The organism is Micromonospora sp. KC606 (genome assembly GCF_004348675.1).
GTDB lineage: Bacteria > Actinomycetota > Actinomycetes > Mycobacteriales > Micromonosporaceae > Micromonospora.
The window spans coordinates 1-14,658 of record NZ_SMKN01000145.1 but is presented as its reverse complement, the minus strand read 5'-3'; the positions used below and the strand labels follow the sequence as shown (position 1 = coordinate 14,658).

Annotated in this window: 16 protein-coding genes; 4 read left to right on the top strand and 12 right to left on the bottom strand. The window is 73.6% G+C overall.

Translation table 11 applies throughout. The features are described 5' to 3' along the window. Window positions 1–3: 3 nt before the first annotated feature. From E1193_RS22700 to E1193_RS22690, 3 genes are all read right to left on the bottom strand, one after another. Window positions 4–750: an HAD family hydrolase gene (locus E1193_RS22700; protein WP_132185208.1), complete on the bottom strand. Its 747-nt coding sequence runs from the start codon at window positions 748–750 to the stop codon at window positions 4–6. A 136-nt stretch (window positions 751–886) separates the two neighbouring features. Further along, a complete protein-coding gene (locus tag E1193_RS22695; protein ID WP_132185207.1) occupies window positions 887–1,180 on the bottom strand; it encodes a hypothetical protein in 294 nt (97 codons plus the stop codon). Further along, window positions 1,177–2,001, bottom strand: coding sequence for an SDR family NAD(P)-dependent oxidoreductase (locus E1193_RS22690; protein ID WP_132185206.1), 825 nt, complete (start codon window positions 1,999–2,001; stop codon window positions 1,177–1,179). Before E1193_RS22690 ends, E1193_RS22695 begins: the two co-directional genes overlap by 4 nt. Before the next feature lie 128 nt (window positions 2,002–2,129). Here E1193_RS22690 and E1193_RS22685 point away from each other — a divergent pair, with 128 nt between their 5' ends. Beyond that, window positions 2,130–3,086, top strand: coding sequence for a CoA ester lyase (locus tag E1193_RS22685; protein WP_132185205.1), 957 nt, complete (start codon window positions 2,130–2,132; stop codon window positions 3,084–3,086). A gap of 46 nt (window positions 3,087–3,132) precedes the next feature. Here E1193_RS22685 and E1193_RS22680 read toward each other — a convergent pair whose 3' ends face one another. Then, the gene (locus tag E1193_RS22680) at window positions 3,133–3,669 is read right to left on the bottom strand and encodes a DUF4190 domain-containing protein (protein ID WP_132185204.1); all 537 of its coding nucleotides are present in this window, start codon (window positions 3,667–3,669) and stop codon (window positions 3,133–3,135) included. A 112-nt stretch (window positions 3,670–3,781) separates the two neighbouring features. Between E1193_RS22680 and E1193_RS22675 the strand changes: the two genes are divergently transcribed. Further along, window positions 3,782–4,687, top strand: coding sequence for an SDR family NAD(P)-dependent oxidoreductase (locus E1193_RS22675; protein ID WP_132185203.1), 906 nt, complete (start codon window positions 3,782–3,784; stop codon window positions 4,685–4,687). Window positions 4,688–4,694: 7 nt separating this feature from the next. On the opposite strand, the gene E1193_RS22670 is transcribed toward E1193_RS22675, so the two are convergent. After that, window positions 4,695–5,150, bottom strand: a complete 456-nt coding sequence (locus E1193_RS22670; protein ID WP_132185202.1) for a DUF4190 domain-containing protein — start codon at window positions 5,148–5,150, stop codon at window positions 4,695–4,697. Window positions 5,151–5,330: 180 nt separating this feature from the next. Between E1193_RS22670 and E1193_RS22665 the strand changes: the two genes are divergently transcribed. Further along, on the top strand, window positions 5,331–6,527 hold the full coding sequence (locus tag E1193_RS22665) for an acyl-CoA dehydrogenase family protein (RefSeq protein WP_132185201.1): 1,197 nt from the start codon (window positions 5,331–5,333) through the stop codon (window positions 6,525–6,527). Window positions 6,528–6,538: 11 nt separating this feature from the next. On the opposite strand, the gene E1193_RS22660 is transcribed toward E1193_RS22665, so the two are convergent. The 3 genes from E1193_RS22660 to E1193_RS22650 all read right to left on the bottom strand — a co-directional run bounded on the left by E1193_RS22660 (window position 6,539) and on the right by E1193_RS22650 (window position 9,051). After that, window positions 6,539–7,192: a hypothetical protein gene (locus E1193_RS22660; RefSeq protein ID WP_132185200.1), complete on the bottom strand. Its 654-nt coding sequence runs from the start codon at window positions 7,190–7,192 to the stop codon at window positions 6,539–6,541. Between the two features lie 132 nt (window positions 7,193–7,324). Then, the gene (locus tag E1193_RS22655) at window positions 7,325–7,732 is read right to left on the bottom strand and encodes a CoA-binding protein (protein ID WP_132185199.1); all 408 of its coding nucleotides are present in this window, start codon (window positions 7,730–7,732) and stop codon (window positions 7,325–7,327) included. A 272-nt stretch (window positions 7,733–8,004) separates the two neighbouring features. Further along, window positions 8,005–9,051, bottom strand: a complete 1,047-nt coding sequence (locus tag E1193_RS22650) for an Rv2578c family radical SAM protein (protein WP_132185198.1) — start codon at window positions 9,049–9,051, stop codon at window positions 8,005–8,007. Window positions 9,052–9,142: 91 nt separating this feature from the next. Here E1193_RS22650 and E1193_RS22645 point away from each other — a divergent pair, with 91 nt between their 5' ends. Beyond that, window positions 9,143–9,523 (top strand): DUF393 domain-containing protein, encoded by a 381-nt coding sequence (locus E1193_RS22645; protein ID WP_132185197.1) that lies wholly within the window; start codon window positions 9,143–9,145, stop codon window positions 9,521–9,523. Between the two features lie 37 nt (window positions 9,524–9,560). Here the strand turns inward: E1193_RS22645 and E1193_RS22640 are convergent, their stop codons facing one another. Genes E1193_RS22640 through E1193_RS22625 form a run of 4 tightly spaced genes read right to left on the bottom strand, consistent with a single transcriptional unit; the run spans window position 9,561 to window position 14,495 of the window. Then, window positions 9,561–10,322 (bottom strand): cellulose binding domain-containing protein, encoded by a 762-nt coding sequence (locus E1193_RS22640; protein ID WP_132185196.1) that lies wholly within the window; start codon window positions 10,320–10,322, stop codon window positions 9,561–9,563. Between the two features lie 23 nt (window positions 10,323–10,345). Continuing rightward, the gene (locus E1193_RS22635; protein WP_207922809.1) at window positions 10,346–10,660 is read right to left on the bottom strand and encodes a DUF742 domain-containing protein; all 315 of its coding nucleotides are present in this window, start codon (window positions 10,658–10,660) and stop codon (window positions 10,346–10,348) included. Beyond that, window positions 10,657–13,218 carry a LuxR C-terminal-related transcriptional regulator gene (locus E1193_RS22630; RefSeq protein WP_207922808.1) on the bottom strand — a complete coding sequence of 854 codons (2,562 nt, stop codon included), beginning with the start codon at window positions 13,216–13,218 and terminating at the stop codon, window positions 10,657–10,659. Before E1193_RS22630 ends, E1193_RS22635 begins: the two co-directional genes overlap by 4 nt. Next, entirely contained in the window at window positions 13,215–14,495 is a 1,281-nt protein-coding gene (locus tag E1193_RS22625; protein WP_132185194.1) for an Hsp70 family protein, read from the bottom strand. The genes E1193_RS22630 and E1193_RS22625 overlap by 4 nt, the downstream gene beginning before the upstream one ends. Window positions 14,496–14,658 lie beyond the last annotated feature (163 nt).

Genomic DNA, 14,658 nt, shown 5'->3' with positions numbered 1-14,658 from the left:
TGCTTAGATATACCTCCCGCGTAATCGTCCATAACCTTCTGCATTGCTTCTTCTATTTGTTCTTTTTTTTTTTTGACTAGTCGTCGGCAGCGTCAGTTGTGTATAAGAGACAGGCCCCGCCCAGCCCCGCTCGGCGCCGAAGACCAGGTGCCCGGCCAGATCCGGGGCGGCGAGGCGAACCGCGGTCATCCCGGCGCGTTGCGCGCCGGTCAGCTCCTGGCTGCCGCCGTCGCCGACGTAGAGGCAGTCCTGCGGGCGTACGTCGAGCCGACGGCACGCCGCCAGGTAGAGCGCCTGGTCAGGCTTGCAGCGGCCGAACTGGACGGAGAAGATCCGCACGTCCAGCAGTGGGGCCACCGCCAGTTGCGGCAGGAAGGCGGGTAGCTCGTGGGTGCAGTCGCTGATCACTCCGGTGCGTACGCCCCGCTGGCGCAGCGCGGCGAGGGCGGGGACCGCCTCGTCGCGCAGTCGGGTGTCGGCGCGGATCGCGTGATGCCGGGAGGCCACCGCCGCGCGTACCGCGTCGTCGGTGGGCTGCACCCCGGCCTGGGCGCACACCCAGCGCAGGGTCGCCTCGGCGGTGCCGTGCCGGCCGCTGGCCCGCTGGAAGAAGGTGCGGTCGAGCACCGCGGTGAGCGTGTCCATCGGGCAGCCGAGCAACTCGGCGGTGGCGCGGTGGGCCGCGCCGCGCTGCACGCGGCGGGTCAGTGTGCCGAAGAAGTCGAACAGCACCGCCTGGTACCTGGGCATGGGGGAGCGCCTCCGAAGGTGAGGGAGTCGGCGGCGAGGTGGCCCCGATGGTAACGAAGCGCTGACTTTCCGTGTCGGCGGGTGTCGGGTGGGTATGCTCCCGGGTCCTGCTGATGGTCGGGTCGGCCGGCGTCGGTCAGATGTCGCGCACCTCGATCACCCGGCCGACCGGCGCCGCGTCGCCGAGCGCCGCCCGCAGAGCCCGCCGTTGCGGGTCGGCCCGGAACGCCTCCCAGCCGGCCCGGGAGGCGAACCGGATCAGATGCACCTCGGTCCACCCGTCGGCGCTACGCAGCCGCCGCTCCAGGTGACCGCCGTGCCGTTCGAGCAGGGCGAGCACGTCGTCCTCGTACCGCCGGGCCGCCTCCGGCTCGTCGAGCGGGTACTCGACGAGGGCCACCAGGAGCACGGCGCTGTCGGGCCGGCTCATCCGGCGATCCCGACGGCATCGGCGCTGGCCGCCCAGAGCCGGGCGGCCAGCTGCGGATCGGCGGCCTTCGGCCACGGGCGGCGCAGCCGGCGGTCGGCGTAGTAGGCGCCGTTCACCAACCGGGACGGGTCCTGCTGGGCCAGCCAGACCAACGTCTCGGCGCCCTTCTCCGGGCTGCGGAACGGCATGATCCGCATGCCGAGGGCGACCAGCCGGCTGTCCGCGCCGAACCGGGTCCGCACCACCCCGGGGTGGAAGCAGTACGCCGGGACGTCCGGCCAGCGCCGGGCCGCCTCGACGGTGAACAGGATGTTCGCCTGTTTGCTGGTGCCGTACGCCCGGATCGGCCGGTAGCGGCGCAGGGCGGCGTTCAGGTCGCCGGGGTCGAGCGCTCCGCTGCGGTGCGCCCCGGAGGCGGTCGTCACCACCCGGCCGATCCGGTCGTGCAGCAGGTGGCTGAGCAGGAACGGGGCCAGGTGGTTGGCCTGCATCGACAGCTCGAACCCGTCGACGGTGGTGAGCGGCTGCAGCACGATCGCCCCGGCGTTGTTGGCGAGCACGTCGATCCGGTCGTACGCCGCCCGCAGCCGCTCGGCGAGGCCGCGTACGTCGTCCAGGACGGCGAAGTCGGCGCGGAACAGCTCGGGCCGCTCCCCGCTGGCCTCGCGGACCCGGTCTCCGGCGGCCTGGAGCCGGGACGGGTCCCGCCCGACCAGCACCACCTGGTCGCCCCGGCACGCCAGGGCCTCGGCAGCGGCCAGGCCGATACCGGAGCTGGCCCCGGTCACCACCACGATCCGACGGCCAGTGAGATCTTCCACAGGTCCATTCACCCCGGTCACGGCACGAGGTTACCGTGGCGTCACCACGCCCTTTGGAATCGTTAAGTTCTCGTCTGTCATCTCTGCTGGCGTCGGCGTGCCCGCCGGACGCCGGAAGGAGCGTATCCATGGCCGCTGTCGGTCGCCCCCGCCGGTCCTGCCTCGCCGTGCCCGGTTCCAGCGTCAAGATGCTCGGCAAGGCCCAGGGCCTCCCGGCCGACCAGGTCTTCCTCGACCTGGAGGACGCGGTCGCGCCGCTGGCGAAGCCGGACGCCCGGAAGAACATCGTGGCCGCGCTGAACGAGGGCGACTGGGCCGGCAAGACCCGGGTGGTCCGGGTCAACGACCTGACCACCCCGTGGACCTACCGGGACGTCATCGAGGTGGTCGAGGGCGCCGGCGCCAACCTCGACTGCATCATGCTGCCGAAGGCGCAGAACGCCGCCCAGGTGCAGTGGTTGGACATGACGCTGACCCAGATCGAGAAGACCCTCGGCCTGGAGGTCGGCCGGATCGGCATCGAGGCACAGATCGAGAACGCCGCCGGGCTGGTCAACGTCGACGCCATCGCCGCCGCCTCGCCCCGGGTGGAGACCATCATCTTCGGCCCGGCCGACTTCATGGCCTCGATCAACATGAAGTCGCTGGTCGTCGGAGCGCTCATTCCGGACTACCCGGGTGACCCGTACCACTACATCCTGATGCGCATCGTGATGGCCGCCCGAATGCACGACAAGCAGGCCATCGACGGACCGTTCCTGCAGATCCGCGACGTGGCCGCGTTCCGCGAGGTGGCCGGGCGCTCGGCCGCGCTCGGCTTCGACGGCAAGTGGGTGCTGCACCCGGGCCAGATCGACGCCGCCAACGAGGTCTACTCGCCGGCCCAGGCCGACTACGACCACGCCGAGCTGATCCTCGACGCTTACGACTACTACACGTCCGAGGCGGGCGGGAAGCTCGGCGCGGTGATGCTCGGCGACGAGATGATCGACGAGGCGTCCCGGAAGATGGCGCTGGTGATCGCAGGGAAAGGTCGCGCCGCCGGGATGACCCGCACCTCCCGCTTCACCCCGCCCGCCGAGTGACCCGCGCGTGCCGCCCCGGGTCGGCCCGGGGCGGCACGCGGGGCGGTCAGTAGCTGGTCGAGTCGAAGCTCGACGGCTCCTGGTTGGCCGCCCAGACGATGAAGACCACGATGGCGATCGTCGCCAGCAGCGCGATCACGGTGGCGATCCAGCCCACGATGACGCCGGCGGAGGCGAATCCCTCGCCGCCTTCGCCCCGCTCTCTGATCTGCCGCTTGGCGACGTGCCCGAGGATCGCGCCGATGAGGCCGATCCACCCGCCGAGGCCGTAGCCGCAGAGGCCCAGCGCACCGATGATCGACACGACCATCGAGGCGATGGCCAGGCCGTTGTTCTGCGGCACGGGCGGGTACGCGTACCCCGGGTAGCCGGTGGTGGGCGGGTAGCCCTGCGGCGCGTACGGGTTGACCGGCGGGGCCTGCGGCGGCACCGCACCCGGGTAGGCGGCGGCCGGGGCGTACGGGTCGTGGGCGACCGGCTGGCCGGCCGGCTGGGTCGGGTCGCCGGTCGGCTGCGCCGGGACCGGCTGGGTCGGGTCGCCGGTCGGGTTGCTCCAGCCGTCGGCCGGTGGGGGGTATGTCATCAATCTTCTCCGTCGCGTGTGGGGTGCGCCGTCAGGGTAGTCAGCACGAGGTAATCCCCTCAGCCCGTGGTGCCGCGTTGCCCGGATCGGCCGGAGCGGGCAGGATCGCGGCATGGTCATCGACGCGCGTGGCAGCGACCGGTCCGGCAGCCGACCGAGGCGGGACGTGAGTCGTCCCGGGTTGGCGCGACGGACCCGCGCGGTCAGCGCCGGTGCCGTCCCCGGTCAGGACGAGCCGGCGCCGCTTTCCGAGCCGGTGACGATGCGGCTCGACGGCCGGGTCGCCCTGGTCACCGGGGCGGGCAGCGCCGACGGGATCGGTTATGCGACGGCCCGCCGGCTGGCCGACCTGGGGGCCCGGGTGGCGATCGTCTCCACCACCCGGCGGATCCACGAGCGGGCCGGCGAACTGGGGGTGACCGGTTTCGTGGCCGACCTCACCGACGAGTCGGAGGTGGGCGCGCTGGCCGACGCGGTGACCGAGCAGCTGGGCGACGTGGAGGTGCTGGTCAACAACGCCGGCCTGGCCAGTCGGGCCAGCCCGGAGGTGCTGCGCCCGGTGGCGCAGCTCAGCTACGACGAGTGGCGCGGGGAGATCGACCGCAACCTGACCACCGCTTTCCTGTGCAGTCGGGCCTTCATCGGCTGCATGGCCGAGCGGGGCTGGGGGCGGATCGTGAACCTGGCGGCGACCGCCGGGCCGGTGAACGCCCTGCCCACGGAGGCGGCGTACGCGGCGGCGAAGGCGGGTGTGGTCGGGCTGACCCGGGCGCTGGCCATGGAGATGATCGCCGACGGGGTGACGGTGAACGCGGTGGCTCCCGGCACGATCCACACCGCGGCGTCCACCGTCGCCGAACTCAAGCAGGGGATGGGCACCCCGGTGGGCCGGCCCGGCACGCCGGACGAGGTCGCCGCGGCGATCGCCTTCCTGTGCTCGCCGGCGGCCTCGTACATCACCGGTCAGATGCTGGTGGTGGACGGTGGCAACAGCGTCCGGGAGGCGCAGTTCCGCTGACCGCCACTCAGTAGGTGGTGCCGTCGTGCGAGCCGGCCCAGACCGCGAAGGCCAGCCAGCCGCAGCAGGCCAACAGGCCGATCACGGTGAAGGCGTAGCTGAGCACCAGCCCCCAGGTGGCGAGCTGGTCACCCTCGTCGCCGGTCTGCCTGATCTGCCGCTTGGCCAGGTGGCCGAGGACGATCCCGGCAGGGGCGAAGACGAACGCGAAGACCAGTGACAGGATCGCCATGACGTTCGGGCCGCCGCCGCCCGTCGGCGCCCCGTACTGCCCGTACGGCCCCTGGGGCGGGTAGGGCGGCGGTTGGCCCCACTGCTGGGGCTGTGGGGCCTGCCGCTGCTCCTCGGCGGGCTGCCCCCACGGCGGGGGCGGCTCGCTGGGCCGCTCGTACGGCGACGGCGGCTGCTCCGGCTGCTGCCCCCACCGGGGCTGCCCCGACTCGTCGGACGGTGGATGACTCACGCCCGCTCACCCCCTTCCGCCGCGGCTCGGTGCCCTTCTCTCTTGCGGACGCTACCCGCAGCGGTGAACCTTTTCACAGCGGTTGTGTGGACTGGCCACCTTGGCGCGCCAGGCCCGGGGGCCGATACTGACCGAGCGTTCAGTTACCCATGAGTAATGCGCCGATCCCCGGAGGCTGAGATGGCCAGACTCGCCCAGACGCCCGGCCTGACCGACGTGCAGCGGTCGATCCTGGAAACCGTCCGGGAGTTCGCCGACAAGGAGATCATCCCGCACGCGCAGCGGCTGGAGCACGCCGACGAGTACCCCACCGACATCCTCGACGGGATGCGCGAGATGGGACTGTTCGGCCTCACCATCGACGAGGAGTACGGCGGGCTCGGTGAGTCCCTGCTGACCTACGCCCTGGTCGTCGAGGAGCTGTCGCGCGGGTGGATGTCGATCTCCGGCATCGTCAACACCCACTTCATCGTGGCGTATCTGATCTCTCAGCACGGCTCGGTGGAGCAGAAGGCCCGTCTGCTGCCGAGGATGGCCACCGGCGAGGTGCGCGGCGCCTTCTCCATGTCGGAACCGGAGTGCGGCTCCGACGTCTCGGCGATCAAGTCCAGAGCCGTCCGCCAGGGCGACCACTTCGTCATCGACGGCCAGAAGATGTGGCTGACCAACGGGGCGTACTCGTCGGTGGTCGCCACCCTGGTCAAGACCGACACCGGGGCCGACTCCGTCTACGGCAACATGAGCACCTTTCTGCTGGAGAAGGAGCCGGGCTTCGGCGAGACCGCCCCCGGCCTGACCATTCCCGGCAAGATCGACAAAATGGGCTACAAGGGTGTCGAGACCACCGAGATGGTGCTCGACGGGGTGACCGTGCCCGCATCCGCCGTGCTCGGCGGGGAGGACGAGGTCGGCCGCGGCTTCTACCAGATGATGGACGGCATCGAGGTCGGCCGGGTCAACGTGGCCGCCCGCGCCTGTGGCATCTCCGTCCGGGCCTTCGAGCTGGCCGTCGCGTACGCCCAGCAGCGCCGTACCTTCGGCCAGCCGCTCGCCAGACACCAGGCCGTCGCGTTCAAGCTCGCCGAGATGGGTACGAAGATCGAGGCGGCGCACGCCCTGATGGTCAACGCCGCCCGGCTCAAGGACGCCGGCCAGCGCAACGACGTCGAGGCCGGCATGGCCAAGCTGCTCGCCTCCGAGTACTGCGCCGAGGTCGTCCAGGAGGCGTTCCGCATCCACGGCGGCTACGGCTACTCCAAGGAGTACGAGATCGAGCGGCTGATGCGGGAGGCCCCGTTCCTGCTCATCGGCGAGGGCACCTCGGAGATCCAGAAGACGATCATTTCGCGGGGCCTGCTCAGGGAGTACAAGCTCTGACCGTGCGCCGGTCACCAAACTGCCGGCTCCGGCACGGTGACCGGCAGCCCGACCGCCAACACCGCCGGCCGGGAGCGGAAGTGCTCGATCGCGGCGATGAGCTGTTCCTCGGACACGGCCGTGTCCCAGCCACCCACCGTCGGATCAGGCTCCGCCGGCGCCCAGCCCGTGGGCCGCAGCCACACCCCCTCGACCCGACCGTTCCGTCGGTGCGGCCCGACCGGACCGAGGCTCGTCCAGTCGTACACCTTTCGGCCGTAACGAACGCCGCTCGCGGTGAGCGCCAGCCGTCCGGTGAACCGCGCCGCCTCGTAGCTGATCCATCCGACGCCTGCCGTGGCCCCGATCAGGAGCGCCAGCCGTACGAACCGGGCCGAGGGCGGTCCTCCGGACAGCGCGTCGAGCGCCCCGGCCGCGAGCGCGCCGATCACCACGACGTTGCTAGCCACGTCGACCCAGCCGGCGACAGAGCGCCGCGCCACCAGCCCCGGCTCCACCGCGTCCCGGCCCGCCACCCGCACCCGCCACACCAGGCGACCGTCGCGGTGCGGCCGCCACCGCTGCGCCAGCAGTCGCGCGCCGAACAGCAGCCCGAGCAGGAGCCCGGCAGGGAAACTGAGATCCAGTTTGTCGGCGGACGGCAATCGGGACAGGGCCAGCGCCACCGGCCCCGCCACCGCGCCGGCGACCAGCAGCGCGAGCCCGCCGCCTCCACAGTCCGTCCCGCGCCGCCGGCGTCCGCACGCTCCGCAGCGTAGGCTCCGCCCGCCACCCAGGCCGGGGCAGGGCAGGGCAGGTCAGGGCAGGCGGCTGAGGTTGGCGGCGGCGCGCTCCACGATGAGGCAGCGGTCCTCGACGTACTCCATGCCGGCCTCCTCGGCGATCCGTCGCGCCTCGGCCGAGACGATGCCCAACTGCAACCAGACCGCCGGTGCGCCGATCGCCGCCGCCTCGCGGACCACCTGCACCGCGTCCCGCGCCGGCCGGAACACGTCCACCAGGTCGACCGGGTGCGGGATGTCGGCCAGTGACCGGTACGCCTTCTCGCCGAACAGTTCGTCCACCGTCGGGTTGACCGGGATGATGCGCCAGCCGTACCGCTGCATCTGCAACGGCACGCGATGCGCCGCCTTGCCCGGGTCGCGGGAGGCGCCCACGACGGCGATCACGGCCGAGTCGGCGAGGAGCTGCTGAGGGGTGCGCACCCGCAGACTGTAACCCTGCGCACGTCCGGCCGCCGGTGAGCGCGGTCCGCACCCCTCGTCTGGCAACGGACTCCCGTGTCTGCGTCGTCCTGACCCCGGCGGCCGGTGGCCGGCCGCCGTGGCCTGCCCGGTCAGGACCTGGCGGCCCTGCGGCGCCAGAGGAGAAGCAGGGTCGCGCCGGTGGCGACGGTGGTGCTGTCGAGACCCGTCAAGACGGGCACCAGCGCAGATGGTGCGGGGACGCTGGCTGACGGCGGGGGCGGTGTCGACGGCTACAACAACGACAGTTGTTCGGCGGCGGGCGGTGCCGGCGTCTCCGGCGGTTGGCGGTCGTCGCTCCGCTCGCCCCGCAGCAGCCCGTGCCGGCGGGCCGCGATCCGCACCCGCGCGGTCAGCTCCCGCTGGTACGCCTGTGGCGCGTATGCGCCCGCCCGGTACAGCTCGCGGTAGCGGGCAACCAGCCGGGGGTGGGCCCGGGCCAGCCAGTGCGCGTACCACTCGCGGGCGCCGGGGCGCAGGTGCAACGCCAGCGGGGTGACGCTGGCCGCCCCGGCGGCGGCGATCGCCGCCACGGTCGCCTCGACCGACTCGTCGGTGTCGCTGAGGCCGGGCAGGATCGGCGCCATCAGCACCCCGACCGCGAAACCGGCGTCGGTCAGCGCGCGCACCGCGTCCAGCCGCCGCCGTGGGCTGGGCGTGCCCGGTTCGACCGACCGCCACAACGCCTCGTCGACGAAGCCCACCGAGAAGGACGGACTCACCCGGGTCACCTCGGCGGCCTGCCGCAGCAGGGGCAGGTCCCGCAGGATCAGGGTGCCCTTGGTGAGAATGGAGAACGGGTTCGCGAAGTCCCGCAGCGCCTCGATGATCGGCGGCATCAGCCGGTAGCGCCCCTCGGCGCGTTGGTAGCAGTCCACGTTGGTGCCCATCGCGACCGGCGCGCCCCGCCAGCGCGGCGCGGCCAGCTCGCGGCGGACCAGCTCCCCGGCGTTGACCTTGACGATCACCTTCCGGTCGAAGTCCGCCCCGGCGTCGAGGTCGAGGTAGGTGTGGGTGTTGCGGGCGAAGCAGTAGACGCAGGCATGGCTGCATCCACGGTATGGATTGATCGTCCACTCGAAGGGGACGCGAGAGGTGCCCGGCACCCGGTTGATGATCGACTTTGCCCGTATCTCGTAGAAGGTCATCCCGGCGAAGCCCGGGGTGTCGAAGGTGCGAGCGACCGCGCCGGGCAGCGCCAGCGGCAGGGGTGGAGTCGCTGGCGCTGCCCCGTCGGGATGCTCCTCGTCCGGGGGAGCGGAGAGGTTTTCCCAGCGCATGACCGCTATTCGAACATGCGTACGAGAGATGCGCAAGTGACCCGCCGGACACCGGCTCCCGCGCCCGCCGTGCCGGGTGGAGGATGGGGGCATGGAGAGGTCGACCTTCGTCTACGACGGGGACTGCGCGTTCTGCACCCGGTGCGCCGAGTTCATCGCGCGGCGCATCCCGACCGATGCCCGGGTGGTGCCGTGGCAGTTCGCTGACCTCGACGCCCTGGGCCTGACCGAGACCGAGTGCGAGGCGGCGGTGCAGTGGGTCGGCGTTGACGGCTCCCGCGCCGCCGGGCCGGACGCGATCGCCAGGCTGCTCGGCGACAGCGGCCCACTCTGGCGGGTGGCCGGTGCCGGTCTGCGCCTCGCTCCGGTACGCCTGGCAGCCTGGCCCGCGTACCGCTGGGTGGCCCGCAACCGGCACCGGCTGCCCGGCGGCACCGCCGCCTGTGCCGTGCCGTCCGCCCGCAGGAACTGACGACCGGCCCTCCTGTGCCGCCGGGCCACCGCCGACGTCAGTCGGCGAGGCCGGCGCAGACGGTTCCGTCGACGGCGCAGTCGGTCGGTGCGGCGTTGGCCACCGACCCGCTGACCCGGAAGGTCACCCGGACGCTGCCCGCCCCGACCACCCGGGCGGTGGCCGCCTCCGGGACGAACGTCCAGGTCGCGCCGCTGCGGGTGACCCTTGCCCCGGTCACCGCGTCGACCTCGGACGACTCCCGGGGCAGCGTCACGACCAACGTCCAGCCCACCGCCGGCTTCGGCCCGGGATTGCTGATCGTCACGGCTGCCCGGTAGCCGAGCAGTGCCCTGCTCTCGACCGTGAACTCGGCACGCAGCGCCGCCGGGACGCCGGTCGTCGGATCGGACGGCGACCCGGCGACCGGCGTCGCGGCCGGCGACGGCCGGCGCAGCTCCGGCGCGGCCGGTGACCTGTCCGGCGCGGTGAGCGGCCGGGGGAAGCCGGCCGGCGTGGGAGCCGGCGGCGAGGCCGAGCCGGCCCGCGGCTCGCCCCTGTCCGGAACGCCCACCACGCCGAGGGGCGGGGCCGGTAGCCGGGCCAGCGGCGTCAACCGGTCGGGGGCCCGGTGCAGCACGGACACCAGCAGCGCCGTCGCGACCACCAGGCCGACGACTGAGAGCACGCTCCAACCGAGCACACGCGACCCGTCGCCGTGGTCGGTGAGGACTCGCCGGAGCCCTGCGGGCACCCCGCCGACCACGTCGAGCAGGACGACCGCCACGGTGCGCCGGGGCTGGGACACTGTTGCCCGCACACCCTCTCCCTCGTCAGATCCGTTCACAGCGCGCGGAGCGCGGCGAGCAGCTTCTGGAGCAGCTCGCGCGACGGCCGTTCGACGTGCGACGGCAGCTCCAGCACGTCGATCAGCCCTGCCTGCGACAACATGCCGAGCAGGATACGGACGGTGTTCAGCGGCAGGCGTAGCTCGGTGGTGATCTCCGCCACCGACAGCGGTCGTCGACACCGCAGCAGGATCCGGGCCTGCTCCGGCGGGAGCCGCAGGGACGGGCACGCCCCGGCTCGGGTGACCACCAGCGAGGCCAGGTCGAGGTGCGCGCGCCACGGATCCCTCGCCCCGGTCACGGGGCTCACGGCGTGGTCCGTTCCGGCCAGGACGCCACGGTCGACGCGCTCACCCGTTCGGCCACCACGGTGCGAAGCAGAGCCAGCAGCTCCGCCCGGTTGGCGCAGTGCAGCCGGGAGCGCATCCGGGCGACGTGGTGTTCCACGGTCTTCGCCGAGATGAACAGCCGGTCGCCGATCTCGCGGTAGGTCAGCCCGGCCAGCACCAGCTCGGCCACCTCGTGCTCCCGCTCACTGAGCCGGTGGCGCGGCGCGACGTCGACCTCCGTGCCGGCGGCCGGCGCGGATTCGTCCACCGGCGAGCGGGGTCCGCCCCTCGCACCGCTGGGTCGACCCTGGAACATCCGGGCGCAGTCCAGCAGGGTACTCATCGCCCGCCGGTCGGAGGTGCGGATGGCGGCCTGCCCGGCGAGGCGGGCCGCGTCCCAGCGCAGCCCGGCGTCGTACAGGCCGCGGGCGGCGGCCTCCACCCGGACCGGGTCGACCGTTCCCCGCAGCACCTCAACCCAGCGCACGGCCGCGGTGGCGACGACCGCGGCGTACCGGCTGTGGTCGGCGGCGGCGACCAGGGCGGCGACGTGTTCGTCCGCCGTGGCGGGCCGGTCGGCGAGGATCGCCGCGTGCAGCCCGCACCAGTGCAACGGCGCGCTCCACAACGCCGGGCCGCCGAGGTCGTCCAGCAGCTGCCGGGCCCGGTGCAGGTGCGGTTCGAGTCGGTCGAGGTCGCCCAGCCGGGCCGCGGCGATAGCCAGTTCCCCGAGCGGCAGCAGCGTGAACAGGTCGACCGGGTGCCGGAGCACGGCCTCCAGCGCGTGTCCCCAGCCGCGCTGGAGTGCCCCGAGATCGCTGTTGCGGCGGGCGACGCCGATCTCCAACCCGGTGGCGAAGATCAGGTCGCGGGACTCCAGCGGGCCGCCCTCGGCGGTCACCGCCGTCAACGCCTCGGCGGCGGCGCCCGTGCTGCCCCGCAGCATCAGGATCCAGGCCCGTAGCAGCCGGTGCCGGCGGGCCAGCAGGGGACCGCCGGTCCCGCTGGCGGTGGCTCGGTCGAGTACCCGCTCGGCGATGTCCAGCTCGGCGCAGTGCACCGCGGTCAGCGCGGCGAGCGCGGCGGGGCTGTCCGGCAGCAGGACCGTCCGGCCGTCCGGCTCCAACAGCGCCGCGGCCTGCATCAGCGCCGAGAGCGCGGCGGTGGGACTGCCGTCGACGCTCTCCCGGACCCCCTCGGCCATCAGCCGGGCCGCCCCGGCCAGCAGCGTGGGGGGCGCGGTCGCCGCGGCCCCGTCCCCGCCGGGCGGGTCGCTGCGCCGGCCGGTGGCGAGCGCGCCGATCGTGGCGAACGCCGAGGCCGGGGATGTTCCGGACCAGTGGTACAGCTCGACGCTGCGGGCGATCTGGCCACGGTGCGCGAGCGCCGTCGCGGCGACCGTGGCGGCCTCGGCGCGGTCGACCGGTGTGGCGGTGGCGAGCAGCCGATCCGCCAGGCGCAGGGCGGTGTCCAGGTCACCGGCGAGCGCCGCGGCGGCGGCCTGCCGCGCGTCGGCGGCGCCCCCGGAGGCGGTGGCGGTGGCGAACAGTTCGGCGGCCAGGGCCGGCTCCTGCGCCAGGGCTTCCTCCGCCGCCGCCCGCAGCGCCGGCGCGGGGCAGTCGCCGAGGGTGCCGGTGGCGTGGGAGGAACGGACCAGCGGCAGCACCGCCCCGCCGCGAGCCAGCCGCAGGTCGATCAGCCGACGCCAGACCGCGGTCCGGTCCGCGGGCGGGCTGAGCGTGATCACCGCGTGCCGGACCAGGGGGGTGATCCGGTGCTCGGCGGTGAGCAGGCCGGCTGCCCGGGTCGCGTTGACCAGATCGGCCACCGCCTCCGGCGTCTGGTCGAGCAGCGTCGCGAGCAGGTCCACCGGCAGGGGTACGCCGCCGGCGAGGGCCAGCAGCAGCCGGCGTGCGGCGTGCGGCAGCCGGTCGAGGTCCGGCCCGAATTCGAGCACGGCCGGCTGCGGTGGCACGGCCGGCGGCAGCTGCGTTCCGCGCAGGGCCCGGGCCAGCCGGTCCACGTCCCGGGGCACCCCGCCGGTCTGCCCGTGCACGAAGTCGGCGAGGTCGGACCGGAGTCCCGGTTCCGTTCCGGGGCCGAGCCGGGCGGCGGTCTGGTCCGCGGTGAGCGGGGTGAGCAGCACCGGTTCCGCGTGTCGTCGCAGCGTGTCCGCCAGCTCCGTCAGGGCGGCCCGCCGAGGCCAGGGCCGGTACGCCACGACGAGCCGGTGCCGGTCGCTGTCCGCCAGCCGACGCAGCGTGGCGAGCCGGGTGTCGTCGAGCAGGTGGGCGTCGTCGACGAGCAGCACCGTGTCGGGGCGGGCCGGCGCGTCGTCGTCGACCGTGGTCGCGACGGTCTGTCCGGCCTGTCGGTGCAGTCGGGCCAGTTCCGCCAGCAGCGCGGTCTTGCCGTGCCCGCCGACGCCGGTGACGCCGAGGGCGAGCGGTCCCGACGGGTCGGCGGCGATCCGGTCGAGCAGGGACCGGTGCTCCCGGTGGAGCAGGAGCGGAGCCGCGGTGCCGACAGTCATGATCATCGCGTGCTTCCTTTGCGTCCCCGGCGGCCGTTGAGGGCCCGGCGGGACGGTTGCGGTAGTTCCAGGGGAGTTATCCGGACCGGGGGTCGTGGGGGTGGCCCCTCGCCGAGGTCGATCCCGTGGTCCGGAGGAGGGACGACGGGCACGGCGGACGCGGCGGCGACCGGGGCGGTGCCGGTCGGACCGCGCCCGGCCCCGGGTGCCGGGCGGGGCCGTGGGGCCACGACCTGACCGGCGGCCAGCGCCGCGCCGACGGCCACCGCCAGTTCGGGGTCGGGCCCCACCTGGACCGGGCAGGGGACTGCCGCGCCGAGCAACTCGGCGACCAGAGGGAGCCGCGCGGAGCCGCCGGCGAGCAGGACGCCGTCCAGCTCCGCCGGGGTCAGGCCGGCATTGTGGACGGCGCGGATCAGCAGGTCGACGGTCATCGCGACGGTGGGACGGACCAGCTCCTCGAACTGGGCGCGGCTCACCGGCACCCGGGTCGGCCCGGACGGGAGGTCGAGCACCACGTCGGTCTCCGTGGCGACGGTCAGCTCGTGTTTGGCCCGGTCACAGGCCATGGTCAGCTGGTGCGGCGGGATGTCGACGCCGACCCGGCCGGTGGTGGCCGGGCCACGGGCCAGGACGGCGCGGACGTGGTCGGCCAGCTCCTCGGTGAGGTCGGCCCCACCGCATCCGGGCAGCGACCGGGCCAGGCCGACGGTGCCGTACGTACCGTCGTGGTGGCGGCGGACCAGCGCCGCCTCGAAGTTCTCCCCGCCGAGGCGGTAGACGGCGGCCAGGGTGCCGGGAAAGTCCCGCGCCGCGTGGTACTCGGCGATCGTGACCGGGGCGGGCAGCAACGTCACCCGGGGCAGACCGAGTTCGGTCAGGGCGCGGTGCAGCAACTCCCGTCGGTGCGTGCCCCAGCCCGCCGGGTGGCTGACCACGACCGCCTCGGCGGGGGCGCCCTCGGCGACCCGGGCCTGCTCCGCCACCCAGCCGGCCAGCACGGCGGTCAGCGTCTGCGCGGGGTACGCGTCGCCGCCCACCACGACGGGGACTTCGTCGCCGATCCGGTGCGGGAAGCACCGCACGGTGCGGCCGTCACCGCCGACGGCGGGCGCACCCACCGTCATCGCGCCGCCAGCGGAGAGGTGCAGAGTCGAGGGGACGGTGGCCGACCCGGCGCGCAGTGCGACGGCCTCCGGCGTGGACCACTCGGCACCCCACCGCCGGGCCACCGCCGCAGCGGTGGTGGTGCATCCGATGTCAATTCCCAGGACGTACGGCATCGTCTCTCTCTCACCAGGAGTTGGCCGGCCGGTGACGACGGTGTCGGTGCCCGTGCGGCGACACAGTCCGGCAGATCCCGTGGGTCCTACGTTCGTACCAGAGATCCACGGCGGACCTACTCCCTAAATCCCGGCCGTCCCGTTCCCCCCATCCCCCTAACCG